Origin of the sequence: Phytobacter sp. V69, from assembly GCF_965644215.1 — a bacterium.
In the GTDB taxonomy this organism is placed as follows: domain Bacteria; phylum Pseudomonadota; class Gammaproteobacteria; order Enterobacterales; family Enterobacteriaceae; genus Phytobacter.
This window is the reverse complement of record NZ_CBFFRL010000049.1, coordinates 1-20,111: the sequence shown is the minus strand read 5'-3', so window position 1 is coordinate 20,111 and position 20,111 is coordinate 1. Positions and strand designations below refer to the sequence as shown.

The following is a 20,111-nucleotide window of genomic DNA, read 5'->3' as shown; positions in this document are numbered from 1 at the left end:
GAATGACTACGACGAGTGTAATGAGCTGGTATGGCAAATTGCCCAGTGCCGGTGACTTCTTACAGCGCCGTTTCCCGGACGCGCTCCAGCGTCAATGGTCCCACTGGTTTCAGGTGGGGCTCATGAGCTGGCAAAAAGAGGAAGAGCGGGCAGCGGGCAGGCAGTTTGGCAATGCGCCGATCTGGAATTTTGTCGTACCGCCGATGTTAGGGGGCCAGCAGGTGCAGATGGGCTGTCTGTTACCCGGTCGTGACAGCGTAGGGCGGCAATATCCGCTTTGCGCCCTGCTGGCGATAAACCCGCTGGAGTGGTCCGCGCGCCAGCTGGCGCAGTCGGGTGACTGGTATGAGCAACTGGGACGCACTCTGCTGCACGCGATTCGCAACGGCTACTCCGCAGAACAACTCGATCAGGCGCTGCTCTTGATTCCCACGCCGCAGCCGGTGGTCGAGGAAAACCGCTCGGAAATTCTCGATGTCATCGGTTACGAAGGCGACGGTGCGCCAACGCTCAGCTGGCGTCAGGCGGCGGAATGTTTTGACCCGCTGCGCCAGACCAGCTTCTGGTGGACCAATCGCAGCGACGGCTATCCGCTCTACACCCACGTGCACAGCGGCAATTTTACCGGGCAGCTTTTTACCCTGTTGTTCGACCCGGCAGGCGGCGCACGACCCGGTCGCCACGGTCTTTATCCTCCGATGTTTGATTAAGCGAATCTGTGTATGACTCTTGAAACCTTACTTGAACCCGTCAGCCCGACGCAGCCCTGTGGGGAAAACCTGGAGTACGACGCTGAGTTTCAGGCGCTGGAACAGGCAAGCCAGGGCAAAGCGGAACAGCAATTCGGCGACACCATTATTCCGGCTGAGCCCGCCGACTGGACGCGCGTTGAGAAGCTGGCCACCGCGCTGCTGGCGCGTACCAAAGATCTGCGCGTCATGCTGGCACTGACCCATGCCTGGACGCGTCGCCGTGGTCTGGAAGGGTATGCCGACGGACTTTCTCTTATCGGCCAGGCGCTGGCGCTTTACTGGGACGAACTGTGGCCCGCGATGGTGGAAAACGGGGAGGAAGATCCCTTTTACCGTATCAACGCGCTGGCGGAGTTAAGTGATAAATCCGCGCTTACCGCCACGCTGCGCCAGTCTATTTTGCTTCGCAGCAATGGTGATGAACTGAGTGTCCGCGACGCGCAGGCGTTGCTGGATGGCAGCAAACCGGAGTGCCCGAATTTCCCGGGTGGGCGAGTACGGCTGGTAGACGAATTGGCCCACAGCGGCAAAGAGACCACCAGCGTCATGATGCAGATCGAAGGCCGTTTGCACACTATCCGTACCTGGCTGGTGGAACGCCTTGGGGAAAGTGGAGCGCCGGAAATGGAACAACTCATTAAGACCGCCACCTTGATTAACCGCGCAGGTCGTGCAGGCGACGACGCGCAGCCCGACGAGTCAGTGACATCTTCACCCCCTCAGGCGTCGGCGACGACACCCGCCGCAGCGCCTGTCAATCATGCGGACTGGCGCAGTGTGCAGCTTAGCAGCCGCGCCGATGCCCAACTGATGCTGGAAAAAGTGAAGCTCTATTTTGCCCAGCATGAGCCGAGCCATCCCGCTCCGCTGATGATTGACCGTGTACAGCGGCTGATCGAACTGGATTTTATGGCGATCGTTCGCGATCTGGCGCCGGATGGCGTGCAGCAACTGGAAAACATATTTGGGCGTCACCCATAACCTTTGACGACAGGGTGAAACAATCCCGATAGCGTCACCGCGCATCTTCGATGGAGAACATCATGGCAACGAGTAACAGTGGACAAAAATTTATCGCGCGTAACCGCGCGCCACGCGTTCAGATTGAATACGACGTGGAAGTGTACGGAGCGGAGCGCAAAATCCAGCTTCCGTTTGTGATGGGGTTGATGGCCGACCTGGTGGGTAAACCGGTTGAGAATCTGCCGTCCGTTGACGAACGTAAGTTCCTTGATATCGATATCGACAACTTCGATGAACGTATGAAGGCGTTGAAACCGCGCGTGGCGTTCCAGGTGGACAACACGCTGACCGGGGAAGGCAAGCTCAGCGTCGATCTGACCTTCGACAGCATGGAAGATTTCCTGCCGGATGCGGTGGCGCGCAAAGTCGAGCCGCTGAACTCGCTGCTCGAAGCCCGCACTCAGCTCTCCAACCTGCTGACCTATATGGACGGTAAAAACGGTGCCGAAGAGCTGATTGCCAAAATCCTGAAAGATCCTACGTTGCTGAAATCCCTTAGCCAGATGCCGGACAACCGCGATGGCACGTCAGGTAAAGAGGAGTAAATGATGAGTAATGTAACCCAACAGCAAGAGCTGCAGCAGGGCGAGGCATTCAGCCAGGACGAGTTCAGCGCGCTGCTCAGCAAAGAGTTCCGCCCGAAAACGGAACAGGCGCGTTCTGCCGTCGAATCCGCGGTGCAGACGCTGGCCCAGCAGGCGCTGGCTAACACCGTTACCTTCTCCTCAGACACCTATCGCACCATTCAGAACCTGATTGCCGGGATTGATGAAAAACTCTCGCAGCAGGTCAATGAGATCATCCACCACGATGAGTTCCAGAAGCTGGAAAGCGCCTGGCGCGGGCTGAGCTATCTGGTCAACAACACCGAAACCGACGAGATGCTGAAAATCCGCTTTATGAGCATCTCGAAACCGGAACTGGGTCGCGTGCTGAAACGCTACAAAGGCGTTGGCTGGGATCAGAGCCCAATCTTCAAAAAAATCTACGAAGAAGAGTACGGCCAGTTCGGCGGCGAACCGTTTGGCTGCCTGGTGGGCGACTACTACTTCGACCACGGCCCACAGGACGTGGAGCTGCTAAGTGAAATGGCGCGCATCAGTGCCGCGGCGCACTGTCCGTTTATTACCGGTACCGCACCGAGCGTGATGCAAATGGAATCCTGGCAGGAACTGGCGAACCCGCGCGATCTGACCAAAATTTTCCAGAACACCGAGTACGCCGCCTGGCGTTCGCTGCGTGAATCGGAAGATGCCCGCTATCTGGGGCTGGTGATGCCGCGCTTCCTGTCTCGCCTGCCGTACGGTATTCGCACCAACCCGGTGGATAGCTTCGACTTTGAAGAAGAGACCGATGGCGCTAACCACAACAACTACTCGTGGGCGAACGCGGCTTATGCGATGGCGACGAACATCAACCGCTCCTTCAAAGAGTACGGCTGGTGTACCTCGATTCGCGGCGTCGAATCCGGCGGGGCGGTGGAAAATCTGCCGTGCCACACCTTCCCGAGTGATGACGGCGGCGTGGACATGAAGTGCCCGACCGAAATTGCCATCAGCGACCGTCGCGAAGCCGAGCTGGCGAAAAATGGCTTTATGCCGCTGATTCACCGCAAAAACTCCGACTTCGCTGCCTTTATCGGTGCCCAGTCGTTGCAAAAACCGACGGAATATCACGACGCCGATGCGACCGCCAACGCGCGTCTGGCCTCGCGTCTGCCGTACCTCTTCGCCTGCTGCCGGTTTGCCCACTACCTGAAATGCATTGTGCGCGACAAAATCGGCTCGTTCCGCGAGCGTGATGAAATGGAGCGCTGGCTGAACGACTGGGTGATGAACTATGTCGACGGGGATCCTGCCAACTCCTCTCAGGAGACGAAAGCGCGTAAACCGCTGGCCGCCGCCGAAGTACAGGTCCAGGAAATTGAAGATAACCCCGGTTATTACACCGCGAAATTCTTCCTGCGCCCACACTATCAGCTGGAAGGGCTCACCGTCTCGCTGCGTCTGGTATCAAAACTGCCGTCGCTGAAAACCAAAGAGGCATAAGAGCTGATAAGCCGCGGGCTGGCTGTAAAACGCCTGCGGCACAATTTCTTCACGCACGTTGTTTAATTGGTCAGCAAGGAGCACGCCATTATGTCCGGTTCGCCTATTCAGATAGCTGAGGGGATGTTAAAGATCTTTAAGTCTGAGAAGGAAAGCTCAGCGGATATCTTATTGCAGTCTGCTATCGACAGCTTTATCTCCTTACCACAGGATATGTGGACCCTGGCAAAGGACTTTTTTGATACGGACAGCCGTGGTCTCAACGAGAGGGAACGCATCCGTCTGGCGGAGTTAATAAAACGCGGGGTGACATCCGAAGACTTCAGGCGGCTTATGTATATTTACCCAGAATACTTCGAGTTGCAGGAGCCAGTGAACCCAAGTCAATCGTAGGGATAGGTTGTTTAAGCACTACCATCCTGCATATTGAAGTTACTTGGGTATTGTTATCAGTCGCTATGTCAGTGGCTTAACGCACGAGCAGGTGGAAAAAATTCTGCTAAAAGTGGCTGGGTCACGGTTAGGTAACTTCGCATTTAAAACGGTTTTTTCCAGTGAACTGGCATCCTGGTTCGGAACGCACATTATCCCTCGCTTTTTGCTTTCAGCCAAAATAACAGGTGTGCTGGGTATTGGTGCAATGGTCTCACGGTCCATTTATAGCTCAAGGGATCTTAAAGAGCTCAATGAATCTATCTACTATGCCTTACGCAATGCGGGTGATCTGGACTTACTTTATTTTATGGTAGAGGACGTATTGGAACCCTGGATTGAGGCGATTAATTACCTGAGTACGAACAGGATGTTCACAGAGGAGATCATTGAACATTTTGTTGCCAGGGCGCCAAGGGCGTGAAAAATACATCAGATTGTATTTTTCAACAATATGCCTCCGACGCCACTGGAGCGGGTTGATTGGCCCTTAACGATTATCGATCTTATTCTTATAAATCCACCGAACAAGAAGAAACAGCCCACTGACAACCAAGAGGAATACGACTTTTCCTATTACTGCACCTGTGGTGTAGACATTGAACGATTCATACTTAAGAACCAACCAGAGCGAGCTAATGATGTCAACAAGAGTATACACCCCTGCAAGTAGTAAAATAATCATCGCAATCGCCGCGAGAAATTTTTTCATTTTCAGTCCTTAAATTTGAAAGACAGGAAGTTAAAGGATAATAGCACGCTGTTCGATGTAGTAAAAATCAGCATTACATATTTTTAAGCTCGTATGCTCTGACTTATGTTTACGGATGAATCCGAGAGTGGGTCAGAGGTAAAATATGGACGGTTTTATTCGACTCGATGCTTTTTTGCTTGCCATGTAAGTGCTTTTTAGAAAACGACTACACTGGTTAGATTGATATCATCACCTGTTCTGGGTGCTCTGGTTGAAAATAAATACGGTTGCGCAAACGTAATTAATCCATCTTAGAAATTTTATTTATTTCTTTATTAGACAATTCACAGCGTTAGTCTTGGCGCTCTCTTGCTGTGTAGAGGACGCAAAGCATATCCGTCAGGGTCATGATGGCGGATATGAGGGAGAGGTAAAATAGGGACGGTTTTAGCTGGGCCCATATTTACCCATTTGTTCTATACCATTAGTAATGACGGTATATACGCGCTTTTTCGAAAGCAATAATCATCATTAACGAAGAGTAAATATTATGGCTATTGATATGTTTCTGAAGGTCGATGGCGTTACGGGTGAGTCGAAAGATTCTAATCATACCGGCTGGACTGACATCACTTCTTTTTCCTGGGGCGCTTCACAGCCAGGGAATATGAGCGTCGGCGGTGGCGGTGGTGCCGGTAAAGTTAATTTCAACGACCTGCATGTAAACGCATTAATTGACAAATCCACGACGGCGATACTGAAACACTGCGCCAGCGGCAAACACTTGACCAAAGTTGAGCTTTCCGTCTGCAAAGCGGGTGGTCAGCAGGTTGAATATGCCCGCATTACGCTCGAAGATGTGTTGGTGACATCCGTTCAGTACACCGGTGCGGATAATGGCGACACGGTTGGCGTGACTTACGCGTTCCAGGCTGCGAAAGTGAAACAGCAATACTGGGAACAATCCTCTTCTGGCGGTAAAGGCGCTGAAACCAGTGCCGGCTGGAATATCAAAGAGAATAAAGAATCGTAATGGTTTTGGTAGCGATCCCGAAAGGGATCGCTAAAAAGATAAAGGAGTTCATATGCCCTATATCATTTCCATCACGCGTCGCTGGCAAACTGATAGTTCAACCATCAGTACTTATGATATCTCCAACAGTTCAATAAAGGGTTATATTCTCGAACGCCCAGGGCCTGATACAACGACATCCGGCTTAAAAGACGGATCCTGGAAGGGTCTTACAACTTGCAGTGGCACAATAGTAATATCACAGACGTAAAAGCATACAATCCTGTTACTTTACTTTTTAATGCATCCGTACCCGCTTCACGCTACATCTTAATTCATAATGTAAATTACCCCGATAATACCGATGGTGCTTACTTGTCGGTGCCACGAGAGAGGACAATTTTGTAGGTAATAGCGTGGTGAAATTAAAGGAGCTAAAAGATTTTATAAACCAAAATGGCATTAATAATTTTAGCGTGACGATCACATCACCCTATGAGTAAGGCAGTAATTAGAAAGGGACCGGCTATGCTCAAGCCATTCATTATTACGACATTATTATTGGCTTCACTTACAGCAAGGGCAGAACAGACTCTGCACCAGGGGATACTTCAGGCTTACTGGTTACCCGTCTGGAGGGATGACGGCCAACGAAATACGACTGAACTGAAGTACCGTTTTTTCGTCACCACAGATGGCGACAACGTTGCAAAGGTCATTAATATTAATAAACAAGACGCTGAACCTGGGCAAATGCAGCGTTATTTTTCTTTTATTCCATCCGCCTTCTTTTCCTGGAAAGAGGGGCACATCGAACGCACAGGCGTCATCACGGTAGATAAACTGATAGCATCGACAGAGTGCGATCATCGCTACTTCTCCGCGAATATGGTGCGTTTTAGCCCTGCGGGTAAAACGGCGATGAATACCAGCCAGCTTGAAAAAAACACCGGCTGTGAAGCTTTCCCATGGATGATGACCTACACCCTAAAAGCAGGGCCAGAGCGTAATATTTCAAGCAACAACCTGATACCGGGGCGAAAGATTTACAGCCTGTCCCTCCCGGTACGCCACTGGTAAAAATCAAAACAATCAACTCTCACTGGATTCAGGTTGCCGTACGCGATGAGAACAAACCCGGCCTGCTCGGCGAGGCGGGTGGATATATCAAGCCTGATGATTTACAGCCCATTAATTAAGCCCGGCTTTACTGGCATTGTTATTTTCCAGCACCAGCATTATCAGATCTGACCCTTTTCGGAACGCTAATAACTCCAGCAGGAATACGCTATGCGATTCACAATAGTTACCAATAAACCTGGCCATCAACCTCCGCAAAGCCGCTGCGATTTTTATCCGCCGGGAGGCACCATTGGGCGCGGTACGGACAATAACCTGGTACTGCCGGACAACGAGCGTGCCATTTCGCGCCTGCAGGCGATCGTACATATCGCCGGGAACGGTGAATGCCGCATCACCAATCGTGGCAACGTGACCCGCGTGGTGCTCAACGACATTCCGCTGGAGCGGGGTCGCCAGGTTGAACTGCAGGATGGCGACGTCCTGGATATCGACGAATACCGCATTGAAGTAACCGACCTGATTCTGGATACCCAGCCGGTCAGCCGCATGGCGGCGAATGTGCAGGCAGGGCTGACGCCTGACCCGGCACCGGCGGCGAAAAAAGAGAACTCTACCACCGCTGTACCAACGGAAATCTGGGACAGCCTGATGCAGGAGTTCTCCATCTCCGACAGCATCTCCAGCAATCGCGCAAAACCGGAGCCGCAGGCGCTCAATCCGTTTGCCGCACCGAAAGAGCCGGAACGCAACCCGGAAGACCCGCTGGCGTTACTGGCTAAAAATGACACCGCTGCCGCACCGCGTGCCATCGACACCGACAAGCTGTTCAACGACGAGCCTCTGTTTAAAAGCGACAGCATCTTCGACGACGTCACGCCGTCGACACTGGTCCCGCCGGTTGAACCTGCAGTCAAAAATGACGCGCCCGCACAGGATGAGCTTGACCCGTTAGCGCTGTTTGGCGGCGCCGGGGCGAGCGTACAGCAGGCGCGTGATGATGATCCGTTGGGATTACTGAGCGGCGCGGTGCCACTCAGCCATGTGGACGACATTACCCCACCGCAACCGCAGGCAGCGGAACCGGCCTGGCAGTCGCCGATCCCACCGCAGCCTGAACCGCTGATGCCGCAAGAAGAGAGCGCACCTAAAATTGAGCCCGAGGACGTGCAGCCGCTGTTTGTGGCACCGGAACCGGTGGTGCCGGAAGCCAGCAGCGACATTCCGGAATATGTGCCCATCACCTTGCCCACGCCGCAAACCGTGCAGCGTGCCGCTGCCCAGACGCCGAAAGGGCGCTTGCGTATCGACCCGGTACAGAGCGAAAGCGCGGCGACGACAGACGGTGAAAGCCGCGGTGATGTGCTCAATGGCGAGCTGCTGGATGCACTGTTAGAAGGGATGGGGCTGGGCGATATGCAGCCTAAGCCGCAGTTTGACCGGGAAAATATGCGCCAGCTCGGGCAGATGCTGAGCATGTTTTCGCAGGGAACCGTTGCGCTGCTGTCATCTCGTTCGATCCTCAAACGTGGGGTGAAAGCGGACATGACGATGGTGCTCGATGACGCCAATAACCCGTTTAAATTGCTGCCATCCGGCAAAACCGTGCTGATGCAAATGTTCGGTACCCGCATGCCAGGCTTTATGCCACCGAAAAAATCCGTGCGCGATGCGCTGATTGACTTGCAGGCCCACCAGTTGGGGATGATCTCCGGCATTCGCGCCATCATCGCCGCCATGCTGCAATCCTTTAACCCGGAACTGCTGGAAGAGGACGCCAAACGCGATGGTGCCACTGCGCGTCTGGGCATGCTCTCCAATCGCAAAGCGGCGCTGTGGGACTATTTCGTGCGCTCTTACGCGGAAACGGCGGGTGAGATCGATGACGACTTCCACACTCTGTTTGGCGAGGCCTTCCTGCACGCCTACGACATGGAAGTTAACCAGTACAAAGACTCACAGAGCGCATCGGAAGAACAACAATGAATATCAGCACCGCCTCAATGTCCCGACAGGGCGCGCGTGCGAGTAACCAGGATCAGACCGGTGAAAGCATTGGCGAGCGTGCCGCATGTTTCGTGGTGTGCGACGGTATTGCCGGGCTTCCCGGCGGCGACGTGGCAGCCGAACTCGCCCGCAATGCCATCATCACCCGCTTCGATGGCGACCAGCACCTGAACGCGCAATACATTCGCGAGTATGTCAACGAAGCCAACCACGCCATTCGTACTGAACAAAAAGCAGCCGAACAATATCAGCGCATGGGCACCACCATGGTGAGCCTGTTTATCGACCGTGATTACCATCTGGCCTACTGGGTCCATGCGGGAGACAGTCGACTCTACCTGTTTCGCCGTGGCTGGCTGTACCACGTCACTACCGATCACAGCCTGGTGCAGCAGATGAAAGATGCCGGACACCAGACCGATGGCATCAACAGCAACTTGCTCTATTTCGCGTTAGGCATTGGCGAAGATGAACGCGAAGCCAGCTACAGCGACGTGGTGCCGATTGAAGATGGCGATGTGTTTTTGCTCTGCACCGACGGGTTCTGGCACGGGGTGAGCGAAGAGCAGATGAAACAGTCGCTCCACATGGTCAACACGCCGAATGAATGGCTGACATTAATGAATCAGATTCTGCTACGCACCAACGTGGAGAGTCATGACCAGCAGGATAATTACAGCGCCGTGGCGGTATGGGTTGGCGCCCCGCAGGACACCACGCTTCTGCACTCGCTGGCGCAAGCGGCGCAGTTTTTCCCTCTTCGTGATTGATACAGGCTTACAAGGACTTTTATGAAACTTTGGCTCCCGGGGTTGGCGCTTTTCGCGATCTGTTTTGGCGCTCAGGCCGAAAACTATCGCATCGTGCAGTCCCCTTCACAAAAACTGGATATCTGGATCGACAACATCGCGGACAACTCGCCGAAAAGCTGGTGCGCAAAGGAGTTACCGCTGCGTATCGTGGCGAATGGCGATAAAAAAGTCAGCGTGCTCAATAGCTTTATGCCACGTCTGGGGGCGCTGCTGGAAAATCAGTGCGGCACCTTAACGCTGGTGCGCTGGAAATTGACGGATGCGCAAAACGTCACGCTGGCGGAGGGGACCGCGAGCAAAGCAAAAGAGTGGGCACCGGTTGTCACCCCGGCTACCGCTGCAACAACAAGTGCCGCGCCTGAAACAAATACCACCCGCGGATTGCAGTTGCCGGAAGGGCGCCCGGAAGATAACTCACCGGCGGCAAACCGCACGCCGTGGCAGGAATTTACCCTTCAGGATGGCTGCCACCTGCGTACGTTCTGGCAGGGCGACAACAGCAGTCCGGCGCTGTTTATCCCGGCCAAAGATGACGGGAAATGCGAAAAGGGCGGCTGGCTTAACGGTCGCAGCGATGTGAGTCAGATCAACCACGGCATTGAGCGTAAAACCACCATGACCTTTGTCCACGGTTTCCCGGTAAGCGGCCTGAGCGATAGCATGGATGCCGACCGTCTGCTGATCACCACGGTGAATAACGAACGCATGGTGGCCAGCGAAGGCAGCCTCGCGCAGAGCTGGATGATCCTGCCTTACGTGCCGTCACTGAGCGGCTGGCAGGCGAACGGCACCGTGGCGGTTGAAGTGTCTCGAGAGCTTGCCAACGATCAGTCCCGCCTGCAGGCCCGAATCGAGGAAGTTCGCAAGGTCTGGACCCCGTGGTTTGCCCCCGGTACCACACTCAACATTTTGCTGATCGACTCTCTGCGCCCGCAGTTGCGCGACCCGGCCGTCGGTACCTATAAGGCTGCGAATTAGTTTTTGTTTTCCCCCGTCCCCGCGGCTACGGCATGGAGAGGCCCCCTCCCCATGTAGCCCGGATAAGGCGTTTGCGCCGCCATCCGGGATTGTCCCCGGTGGCGCGTTGCTTACCGGGGCTACGGTACGCAGGGATGAGGGGGCGAAACCACACAATTCCATTCGTCCACTACAGAGGAGCGGTGATGAACACACTAGAGCAACAACTCGCGGGAGAATCGCTCCAGGAGAGTCTGGGGCAGCTGGAAAACCGCATTCGCACGCAGCCCACAGATGCCAATCTGCGTGCGGCCTTTACCCAAATGCTCTGCCTTGAAGGCAACTGGCCGCGCGCGCTGGCGCAGCTTAAAAGCTGGCTGGCGCTGACGCCACAGGCGCAGCCGACCATCACGCTGCTGGAGCAAACCATCAACGGCGAACGCCAGCGTGTTGAAGTGATGGCCGGCCGGGCGCGCCCTTCGATGCCGGACAAACGCTGGCCGTGGCTGGCATCGATGGTTGCCGCCCTCGATCTCTTCGGTACCGAAGCCTGTACGCATCGCATTGGCGCGCTGGAACAGGCCGAAGCCATTCCGGGTGAGCTGACCTTACAGGATGGCACTACCCACAGTTTCGACTGGCTGATGGACGGCGACTGCCGCTTTGGCCCGGTCTGCGAGGCCATCGTCAACGGGCGCTACTTCTGGCTACCGTTTAGCGCCATTGAAGAGATGGAATTTCAGCCTCCGGCAAGTGTTATCGATCTGGTCTGGCGTCACACCCGCATCCGCCTGCACGATGGCAGCGAACAGGTTTGCCAGATACCGGCACGCTACCCGCTGGACGCTCAGCTGGAAGACCGTTTCTTGCTGTCACGCACCACCGAATGGCAGCCGCTACCGGGCGATGAACCCCACTACATGGGGCGCGGCCAGAAAGTGTGGCTTAACGATCGTGCGGAATACCCGCTGCTCGATTTAGCCAGCCTGCGTTTTGCAAAAGGCGACACGCATGAGTAGTCAAACTCAGTACGAGCGCGACCTGCTGCGCAGCGGCTGGCGTGCCAGAAAAGGCAAAGAGTCTCCGGGGGCGCGCGACAAAATGCAGCCCTCTCTGCTGGACCGCCTGACCGACGACGCGCCGGATAGAAAGCAGGAGCCGCTTAACAGCAATCTGGTCTCGCACAGCGCGCTGCGCCGCCACGTGCTACGCGACCTGCAGTGGGTGTTCAATACCATCAATAACGAAGCGCAAAACGATCTGTCCGGGTTGAGTCACGTGCGCCGCTCGGTCGCTAACTTTGGCGTGGCTCCGCTGGCCGGTCAGCGCATGTCCGACATCGAATGGCAGGATATCCAGCGCAAACTTACCGACGCCATTTTGCATTTCGAACCGCGCATTTTGCCGCAGGGGCTGATGGTGCGCTGCATTTCCGATACCCAGTCGCTGGATTTGCACAACGTGTTGTCGATTGAAATCAAAGGCCGCCTGTGGTGCGTGCCGTATCCGTTAACTTTTTTGTTTCGCACCGATGTCGACCTGGAAAATGGCCATTTCGAGCTCAAAGATGTGGGGTAAGCGTGGAGAGTAAATTACTCGAATATTATAACCGCGAACTGGCCTGGCTGCGGGAAATGGGCCAGGAGTTTGCGGGCCGTTATCCGAAAGTGGCGGGACGACTTGGGATGCAGGGCATGGACGTGGCCGACCCGTACGTCGAGCGTCTGATGGAAGGTTTCGCCTTTCTGACCTCCCGCGTGCAGCTCAAGATGGACGCCGAGTTTCCCCGGTTTTCTCAGCGCCTGCTGGAGATGATCGCGCCAAACTACCTTGCGCCAACGCCGTCAATGGCGATTGCCGAACTGCAGCCTGACCCGGCGAAAGGCGATTTAAGCAAAGGTTTTGTGGTGCCGCGCGGCACCATGATGGACAGCCAGACCCTCAAGAAAAATGGCGTCACCTGCAGTTACACCACCGCGCACGATGTCACCTTACTGCCGCTTAGCATCAGCGCCGTCGAATTGGGCGGCGTGCCTGCCGACCTGCCGCTGCTGCGTATTGGCCTCGGGCAGAGCGGGGCGGTCAGCGCGCTGCGCATCCGGCTGCGCTGTGACGGTCCTGTGAAACTCTCGCACCTTGATTTTGACCGCGTGGAGTTCTTTTTAAGCGGCCCGGATATGCAGGCGCTGCAACTGCTGGAACTGCTGATGGCCCATCAGGTCGGCACGCTGGCGCTGATTCCAGGAACATCGAACCCGCCGCTGGTTTTGGCGGAAGACGCGCTGCGCCAGGAAGGGTTCGACGCCGATCAGGCGCTATTGCCGGACGATCTGCGTAACTTTGATGGCTACCGCCTGTTGCAGGAGTATTTTGCTTTTCCGTCGCGCTTCCTCTTTTTCAGCCTGCAGGGGTTACGCCCGCTGCTGGCACAGAGCGGTGATGCTACCACGTTTGACATCATCGTCCTGCTGGATAAAGCCGATGACCAGCTTGAACGCGTGGTGGATAAAAACCATCTGGCGCTGCACTGCACTCCGGTGGTGAACCTGTTTGCCAAAGTGGCCGAGCGGCAAAAACTCAGCGACAGCCAGCACGAATACCATCTGGTGGTCGATAACATTCGCCCGATGGATTACGAGATTTACGCGGTCACCCGCATGCATGCCAGCGTTGACGGGCAGCGCGATGACCAGGAGTTTCGCCCGTTCTGGCGCAGTCAGAGCCAGGATAACGGCAACTACGGTGCCTATTTTTCCCTGCGCCGCGAACAGCGTGCGCTGTCGGAACACGCTCAGCGCTACGGCACCCGCACCGGCTACATCGGCTCGGAAGTGTTTGCCTCGCTGGTGGACGAACAGCACACCCCCTGGCGCGACAATCTGCGCTACATCACCGCCGAAGTGCTGTGCACCAGCCGCGATCTGCCGCTGATGCTCCAGCAGGAGATGGGCAAATTTGTGCTGCCGGACTCGCTACCGGTTAAACATCCGCATCTGCGCAAGGGGCCAACGCCGCCGCGTCCGGCGCTGGCGGAAGGGCTTAGCACCTGGCAACTGGTTAGCCAACTGCAGATGAATTACCTGAGCCTGATGGACGGCGAAGAAGGGCAAGGGGCGGCGGCGCTGCGCCAACTGTTGGGCCTCTATACCCGTCTGGCGGAAGCACCGGTTGCCCGCCAGATTGACGGCGTGCGCAAGTGTGTCCTGCAGCCGGTACATCGGCGCGTGCCGGAGCCGGGGCCGATTGTTTTCGCCCGTGGCGTGAGCATTACGCTGACGGTGGACGAACAGGCGTTTTCCGGTTTTAGCCCGTGGCTGTTCGGTAGCGTCCTGGAGCGCGTATTTGCCCGCCTGGTGGCGATGAACAGCTTTACCGAATTTACTCTTAACAGCCAGCAGCGTGGCGAAGTGGGTTACTGGCCGCCGCGGATGGGCAAAAGGGCGCTGATATGAGCGAAACCCTGGCTCATTTATCCCCCGTGACGCGGGCAAGCGCGATGCCGCCATCGTTCTGGCAGAACGTGATGGCGGCTCCCTGGCGTTACGATCTGTTTACGCTGTTGCGCAGGGTGGATGCCCAGGGCGGTGAGCGTTATCCGCTGGGGCGTGCGCCGCTGCCGCGTTTTGAACCGTTACGTATTGGTCAGAAACCGTCGCTCGGTTTTGCCCCCTCGACGCTGGCGGAAGTGAGCCAGCGCGAGCAGTCATCCCTGTATGACGTGTCGATTTTAAGTTTTGGTCTGTTCGGGCCGAACGGTCCGCTGCCGCTGCACCTGACCGAGTATGCGCGCGAGCGTCTGGACCACCATCAGGATGAAAGCCTGACGGCCTTTGCCGACCTGTTTCATCACCGCCTGACGCTGCTGTTTTATCGCGCCTGGGCCGACGCGCAGCCGACGGTATCGCTGGACAGGGCGGACAACAAACGCTTCGAGCGCTATATCGCCTCGCTTATTGGCATGGGCCAGCCGGGGCAACTGGAGAAAGGGTCTCTGAGCCCGCATGCCCGTTTCGCGCTGGCCGGTCATTTAACGCGTAACGGCCGCGACCCGGAAGGGCTGGAGAAAATCCTGCGCGCCTACTTCAATGTGCCGGTGAAAGTGGTGGCCAATGTGCCGCAGTGGATGCCGCTCGGTGAGCGCGAGCGGGCACGGCTGCAAGGTGGGCGTCGTGCGCCGCGTCTGGGCGAATCGGCCTTTCTGGGGGCAGCGGTACGCGATGTGGCCCATAAGTTTCGCATAGAGCTGGGGCCGCTGGATGCCGAAACCTACCGTCATTTTCTGCCCGGTGAAGCCTTTGTGACCCGGGTTCGCGACTGGGTTCGCCAGTATCTTGGCATTGAGTATCAATGGTCTTTACGCGTGCTATTACAGAGTCAGGATGTGCAAGGTGCCGCGCTCGGCGGTTCAGGCCGCCTGGGTTACAGCGCCTGGCTCGGTGTGCAGCTGCAGCCGCTGGCACGCGGTGATTTGGTTTTCAGTCCTGAGCGGTGATCCTTCACCGTCTCCCAGGCGTTATCTCTTACATTCACGGAATCGATCATGTCAGAAATTAGCCGTGCCGTGCTCTTCGGCAAACTGGACACGCTGTTATTCTCCTCGCTGGAAAGCGCCACCGCCTTTTGCAAACTGCGCGGTAACCCCTATGTGGAGCTGGTTCACTGGCTGCATGCCTTAATGCAGCAGGAGCAGGGCGATCTGCAGCAGGTGATTCGCCATTTCTCACTGAGTGAAGACGCCTTAACGAAGGATATCGTCCACGCGCTGGATAGCCTGCCGCGTGGCGCAAGCTCGGTCTCCGATCTGTCCGAGCATATTGATACCGCGGTCGAACGCGCCTGGGTTTACGGTTCGCTGAAATTTGGCGTCAACCGGATCCGCGGCGGCCATTTGCTGATTGGGTTATTAAAAACCTGGAGCCTGGCGACGGTACTAAAAGGCATCTCGTCGCAGTTTGAACGCGTGCGCGTTGACACCTTGCTCGATGATTTCGACGCCATTTTTGCCGACAGCAAAGAAGCCGCGCAGTCCGTGTCCGTGCCAGAAAACGCGGCGGCAGTGCCAGCACGCCAGGGCAGCCTGGCCCAGTACGGGCAGGACCTTACCGCGCGAGCGCGTGACGGCAAAATCGACCCGGTGGTCGGGCGCGACGAGGAAATTCGCCAGATGGTGGACATCCTGATGCGCCGCCGTCAAAACAATCCGCTGCTTACCGGGGAAGCCGGGGTCGGGAAAACGGCGGTGGTGGAAGGACTGGCGCTGCGTATTGCCGCAGGCGACGTGCCGGAACCGCTGCGCGATGTCCAGCTGTGGCTGCTGGATATCGGCATGCTACAGGCCGGGGCGAGCATGAAAGGGGAGTTCGAAGCCCGTCTGCAGGCGCTGATCAACGAAGTGCAGTCCAGCCCGGTGCCGATCATGCTGTTTATCGATGAAATTCATACCCTGATAGGCGCGGGCGGGCAGCAAGGGACCGGCGATGCCGCCAACCTGCTGAAACCGGCGCTGGCGCGCGGGCAGTTGCGCACCATCGGCGCGACTACCTGGGCGGAGTATAAGAAGTACATCGAAAAAGACCCGGCGCTGACCCGTCGTTTTCAGACGGTGCAAGTGACCGAGCCGGATGAAGAGAAAGCGGTGCTGATGCTACGTAGCACCGTTTCGGCGCTGGAAACCCACCATCGGGTGCTGCTGTTAGATGAAGCGGTAGTCGCCGCGGTGAAACTGTCCCATCGCTATATTCCGGCGCGCCAGCTGCCCGACAAAGCCGTGGCGCTACTCGATACCGCCTGCGCGCGCGTGGCGGTCAGCCTGAGCGCACCGCCGCCGCAACTGGAAGATTGCCTGCATCGCATTGCCGGGCTGGATGTGGAAATGGAGATTGCCGGGCGTGAGGCGCGCATGGCCGCCGGTGACGAAGGTCGGGTGACGACACTGCAGGCCGAACGTGCTCGTCTTGGCGAAGTGCGCGATACCCTCACGCAGCGCTGGCAGCAGGAGCAGGGGCATGTGGACGAGATCATCCGCCTGCGTCGTGCCCTGACGCAGGCCGAAGAGGCAGAACATCCGGCGCTGCGTAGCGAACTGGAACAGCAGCAGAAGGCACTGCGCGAGGTGCAGGGAGATGCGCCGCTGCTGTTTGCCGCCGTTGATGCCAATATCGTTGCCGCCGTAGTCTCCGACTGGACCGGCATCCCGCTGGGCCGGATGGTGAAAAACGAAATCGATGCAGTGCTCAAACTGGCGGATACCCTCAACGAGCGGGTGATTGGCCAGCGCCACGGTCTGGAGGCGATTGCCCGCCGGGTACGCACCTCACGCGCGCGGCTGGATGACCCGAACAAACCGGTTGGCGTGTTTATGCTGTGCGGGCCTTCCGGGGTCGGCAAAACCGAAACCGCGCTGGCACTGGCGGAATCGCTCTACGGCGGTGAGCAGAATGTCATCACCATCAATATGAGCGAATTCCAGGAGGCGCACACCGTCTCTACCCTGAAAGGCGCGCCTCCGGGCTACGTCGGTTACGGTGAAGGGGGCGTGCTGACCGAAGCGGTGCGTCGTCGCCCTTATAGCGTTGTGCTGCTGGATGAAATTGAAAAGGCGCACCCGGATGTGCACGAAATCTTCTTCCAGGTCTTCGATAAAGGCTGGATGGAAGATGGCGAAGGGCGGCATATCGATTTTCGTAACACCATTATTATTCTGACTTCCAACGTGGGCACCGAGCTTATCAGCGGCATGTGCGCCGACCCGGAACTGCTGCCGGATCCCGACGCGCTGCGTGATGCGCTGCGTCCCCCGTTACTCAAAGTTTTCCCTCCCGCACTGTTAGGCCGCCTGCTGGTGGTACCGTATTACCCCTTAAGTGAAGCGATGCTGGCGCTGATCGTGCACCTGCAAATTAAGCGTATTCAGCGTCGTCTTGAGGATAACCACGGCATTGTCTCCGAGGTGGATGAAAGCGTGATCGCGCAAATCGTCCAGCGCTGTACCGAAGTTGAATCGGGCGGCCGTATGGTGGATGCGATCCTGACCAACACGCTGTTGCCACAAATGAGCCAGCTTTTGCTCGACGCCAGTGCGCGCGACGAGCAGTTCCGACGTTTACGCGTCACCTTTGCACAGGGCGAGTTTCACTGTCAGTTTGCGGCGTAAAGCCATTATTAAGAGAGTTTTCCATTATGACGGATCACGAAAACAACCGGACTGTACCGAACGCACTGCCGACGGGATACCGCTTTAATGAGTTCGAAATCAAAGAGGTGATCGGCGGTGGCGGTTTCGGCATTGTCTACCGCGCCTGGGATCATCAGCTCGAACGCACGATTGCCATTAAAGAGTTTATGCCCTCAACCCTGGCGGTACGCAATGACGACATGACGCTGGTGTTGCGCAGCGATCGTTTCGGTAAGGCATTCTCCGCCGGGCTGAACAGTTTTATTCAGGAAGCTCGCCTGCTGGCGCGCTTTAATCACCCGAACCTGCTGCACGTGCTGCGCTTTTGGGTGCAAAACGACACCGCCTACATGGGCACGGTGTTTTACAGCGGTACGACGCTCTCCCGCCTGCGCGAAAAGAACCCGCATGTGATTAACGAAGCGTGGATCCGCCGCATGCTGCCGATGTTGTTTGGGGCGATCAAAACCATCCACGACGAGGGGTGTCTGCACCGGGATATCTCGCTCGACAATATCCAGATTCAGGATAACGGTCTGCCGGTTCTGCTGGATTTCGGCTCAGCCCGCCGCAGTATCGGTTCGGTGTCTGACGAGACCGAAACCATGCTGCGCCCAGGCTATGCGCCAATTGAACAATACACCGACGATAACGAAAGCGAGCAGGGGCCGTGGACGGATATCTACGCCCTGGGCGCGGTGCTGCATACCCTGATCGTGGGTTCACCGCCGCCGGTGAGCGTGGTGCGCAGTATTCAGGATGGCTACCAGCCGCTGGCCCATCGCCATCTGCCGGGTTACTCCCCGTCATTGTTGCAGGCAGTGGACAAAGCGCTGGCGCTGAAAATGGAAGACCGTCCGCAAACTATCGATGAATTTGCCGCACTTATTGAGATGCCGGTTGCCGGGCTGGATGACGTGATGAGCGTGAAAAAGCCAGGCACGATGCTGGTTCCCGTTGAAGAAGTGGAAGAAAAACCGGGGGTGCTGGACTGGCGACGTTACAAGGTGCCGGGGCTGGTGGCGGCCGGGGTGCTGGTCGGGCTGATCGCCGGAGGTGTTCTGTTCCACCAGAGCGATGTGCCGGACGCCAATGCGGATCAAACCGCCAGCACTGAGCCTGCCGATACGCCGGTTGCGTCAACCACCTCGGGTACGTCACCTGCGCAAACCTCCGCACCGGTATCGACACCGCCTGCGACAACGTCCACGGCACCTGCGCACGATACGGCGCAGACGGCCCCTGCACAAACGTCGCCTGTGGCGACAGAGAAACCTGCTGTGACCACGCCGCCGCCTGCAGCGATTGCGCAGGTCTATGTGCGGATGAACGAGGGGGAAAAACTGACCCTCAACGGTGAAGCGCAGTCGATAACGCCATCCAGCAATGGCTTTGCGACCTTAAAACTGCAGCCGGGCCAGTATGCGCTGGTGCTGCAAGGGAACGGTCAGACCCGACGTCAGACGCTGAACATCGCCAATGCCGGTACCTGGCTGGTGAATCCGCAACCCTGATGTCTTTTTGCCGGGGCAGCGCATCGCCCCGGCAGCGTCGTGGTTGCATAAAAATAAATGTGGCAATGCCCTATATAGCCAAAGACCGAATTATGAATGCATTTACACACAGTGTTGATGGTGGCAATGAATTTACGTTTGTCGTCTCTCGCGCCAGTGCACATGCCGACGATAAAGTACATGCTGTCGCCGCCAGAACACTTCGCGAACTCAAGGATACGCTGACGGATTTTTATCTGGAGTCGACGCAAATGTTGACGGTAGACGGCTACCCGGCCGTTGATCTTTTCTACCAGTTTAAAAACGATAACCACGTTATCTTCCAGCGTCAGACCATTATTTTACTGGATGTCGAACCTGCCGGAAAAAAACTGGTGAGCTATGTGGCGACCTGTCCGGGTGAGTTTAACGACCATCATCAGCAGCAATATCAGGAAATTATCCAGAGTATTAAGTTTCATCGTGGGAAGTAGGCTGTGTCCCTTAATTGCATAACCTCTTGTAAAACAATCGGATGCAACCCAGCTTGACCATTGAAAGATAATTCCTCGCCGTTTTGTCGTAACGTGTTGCAATGCGCCGGTATTCTTTCAGGCGACCAAAGCA

General features: G+C 56.5%; 20 protein-coding genes and 1 pseudogene. 19 read left to right on the top strand and 2 right to left on the bottom strand.

The annotated features are described in order from the left end of the window. Positions 1–2: 2 nt before the first annotated feature. The 6 genes from tagF (at position 3) to ACSZPU_RS09265 (ending at position 4,679) form a co-directional block, all read left to right on the top strand. Positions 3–710, top strand: a complete 708-nt coding sequence (gene tagF / locus ACSZPU_RS09290; protein ID WP_498997847.1) for a type VI secretion system-associated protein TagF — start codon at positions 3–5, stop codon at positions 708–710. Between the two features lie 12 nt (positions 711–722). Beyond that, positions 723–1,733: a type VI secretion system protein TssA gene (tssA, locus tag ACSZPU_RS09285; protein ID WP_498997845.1), complete on the top strand. Its 1,011-nt coding sequence runs from the start codon at positions 723–725 to the stop codon at positions 1,731–1,733. Positions 1,734–1,795: 62 nt separating this feature from the next. After that, positions 1,796–2,320: a type VI secretion system contractile sheath small subunit gene (gene tssB / locus ACSZPU_RS09280; RefSeq protein ID WP_498997843.1), complete on the top strand. Its 525-nt coding sequence runs from the start codon at positions 1,796–1,798 to the stop codon at positions 2,318–2,320. 3 nt (positions 2,321–2,323) lie between these two features. Beyond that, complete coding sequence (tssC, locus tag ACSZPU_RS09275; RefSeq protein ID WP_498997861.1) at positions 2,324–3,823, top strand: type VI secretion system contractile sheath large subunit; 1,500 nt, start codon at positions 2,324–2,326, stop codon at positions 3,821–3,823. A gap of 90 nt (positions 3,824–3,913) precedes the next feature. Beyond that, positions 3,914–4,216, top strand: a complete 303-nt coding sequence (locus tag ACSZPU_RS09270) for a hypothetical protein (RefSeq protein WP_498997841.1) — start codon at positions 3,914–3,916, stop codon at positions 4,214–4,216. A gap of 43 nt (positions 4,217–4,259) precedes the next feature. Continuing rightward, positions 4,260–4,679 (top strand): hypothetical protein, encoded by a 420-nt coding sequence (locus ACSZPU_RS09265; protein ID WP_498997840.1) that lies wholly within the window; start codon positions 4,260–4,262, stop codon positions 4,677–4,679. A gap of 66 nt (positions 4,680–4,745) precedes the next feature. Here ACSZPU_RS09265 and ACSZPU_RS09260 read toward each other — a convergent pair whose 3' ends face one another. Next, entirely contained in the window at positions 4,746–4,967 is a 222-nt protein-coding gene (locus ACSZPU_RS09260; RefSeq protein WP_498997838.1) for a hypothetical protein, read from the bottom strand. A 532-nt stretch (positions 4,968–5,499) separates the two neighbouring features. Between ACSZPU_RS09260 and ACSZPU_RS09255 the strand changes: the two genes are divergently transcribed. The 13 genes from ACSZPU_RS09255 to ACSZPU_RS09195 all read left to right on the top strand — a co-directional run bounded on the left by ACSZPU_RS09255 (position 5,500) and on the right by ACSZPU_RS09195 (position 19,978). Next, positions 5,500–5,982, top strand: coding sequence for an Hcp family type VI secretion system effector (locus ACSZPU_RS09255; protein WP_498997836.1), 483 nt, complete (start codon positions 5,500–5,502; stop codon positions 5,980–5,982). 216 nt (positions 5,983–6,198) lie between these two features. Continuing rightward, complete coding sequence (locus ACSZPU_RS09250) at positions 6,199–6,369, top strand: hypothetical protein (protein ID WP_498997834.1); 171 nt, start codon at positions 6,199–6,201, stop codon at positions 6,367–6,369. 120 nt (positions 6,370–6,489) lie between these two features. Next, positions 6,490–7,041: a hypothetical protein gene (locus ACSZPU_RS09245; RefSeq protein WP_498997832.1), complete on the top strand. Its 552-nt coding sequence runs from the start codon at positions 6,490–6,492 to the stop codon at positions 7,039–7,041. Positions 7,042–7,251: 210 nt separating this feature from the next. Continuing rightward, positions 7,252–9,027: a type VI secretion system-associated FHA domain protein TagH gene (gene tagH / locus ACSZPU_RS09240; protein ID WP_498997830.1), complete on the top strand. Its 1,776-nt coding sequence runs from the start codon at positions 7,252–7,254 to the stop codon at positions 9,025–9,027. After that, positions 9,024–9,818, top strand: a complete 795-nt coding sequence (locus tag ACSZPU_RS09235) for a PP2C family protein-serine/threonine phosphatase (protein WP_498997828.1) — start codon at positions 9,024–9,026, stop codon at positions 9,816–9,818. Before tagH ends, ACSZPU_RS09235 begins: the two co-directional genes overlap by 4 nt. 21 nt (positions 9,819–9,839) lie before the next feature. Beyond that, complete coding sequence (locus ACSZPU_RS09230) at positions 9,840–10,838, top strand: hypothetical protein (RefSeq protein ID WP_498997825.1); 999 nt, start codon at positions 9,840–9,842, stop codon at positions 10,836–10,838. 185 nt (positions 10,839–11,023) lie between these two features. Further along, entirely contained in the window at positions 11,024–11,836 is an 813-nt protein-coding gene (locus ACSZPU_RS09225) for a type VI secretion system accessory protein TagJ (RefSeq protein WP_498997822.1), read from the top strand. Continuing rightward, positions 11,829–12,395 carry a type VI secretion system baseplate subunit TssE gene (gene tssE / locus ACSZPU_RS09220; protein WP_498997820.1) on the top strand — a complete coding sequence of 189 codons (567 nt, stop codon included), beginning with the start codon at positions 11,829–11,831 and terminating at the stop codon, positions 12,393–12,395. Before ACSZPU_RS09225 ends, tssE begins: the two co-directional genes overlap by 8 nt. 2 nt (positions 12,396–12,397) lie before the next feature. Then, positions 12,398–14,269, top strand: a complete 1,872-nt coding sequence (gene tssF, locus ACSZPU_RS09215; RefSeq protein WP_498997816.1) for a type VI secretion system baseplate subunit TssF — start codon at positions 12,398–12,400, stop codon at positions 14,267–14,269. Continuing rightward, positions 14,266–15,309: a type VI secretion system baseplate subunit TssG gene (gene tssG, locus ACSZPU_RS09210; protein WP_498997814.1), complete on the top strand. Its 1,044-nt coding sequence runs from the start codon at positions 14,266–14,268 to the stop codon at positions 15,307–15,309. The genes tssF and tssG overlap by 4 nt, the downstream gene beginning before the upstream one ends. A 48-nt stretch (positions 15,310–15,357) precedes the next feature. Beyond that, positions 15,358–17,970, top strand: a complete 2,613-nt coding sequence (tssH, locus tag ACSZPU_RS09205) for a type VI secretion system ATPase TssH (RefSeq protein WP_498997811.1) — start codon at positions 15,358–15,360, stop codon at positions 17,968–17,970. 26 nt (positions 17,971–17,996) lie between these two features. Further along, on the top strand, positions 17,997–19,505 hold the full coding sequence (locus tag ACSZPU_RS09200) for a protein kinase domain-containing protein (protein WP_498997809.1): 1,509 nt from the start codon (positions 17,997–17,999) through the stop codon (positions 19,503–19,505). Beyond that, positions 19,505–19,978, top strand: coding sequence for a DcrB-related protein (locus ACSZPU_RS09195; protein WP_498997807.1), 474 nt, complete (start codon positions 19,505–19,507; stop codon positions 19,976–19,978). The genes ACSZPU_RS09200 and ACSZPU_RS09195 overlap by 1 nt, the downstream gene beginning before the upstream one ends. A 10-nt stretch (positions 19,979–19,988) precedes the next feature. Here the strand turns inward: ACSZPU_RS09195 and ACSZPU_RS09190 are convergent. Continuing rightward, positions 19,989–20,111 (bottom strand): annotated as a pseudogene (locus ACSZPU_RS09190) (IS5/IS1182 family transposase); the annotation flags it as partial.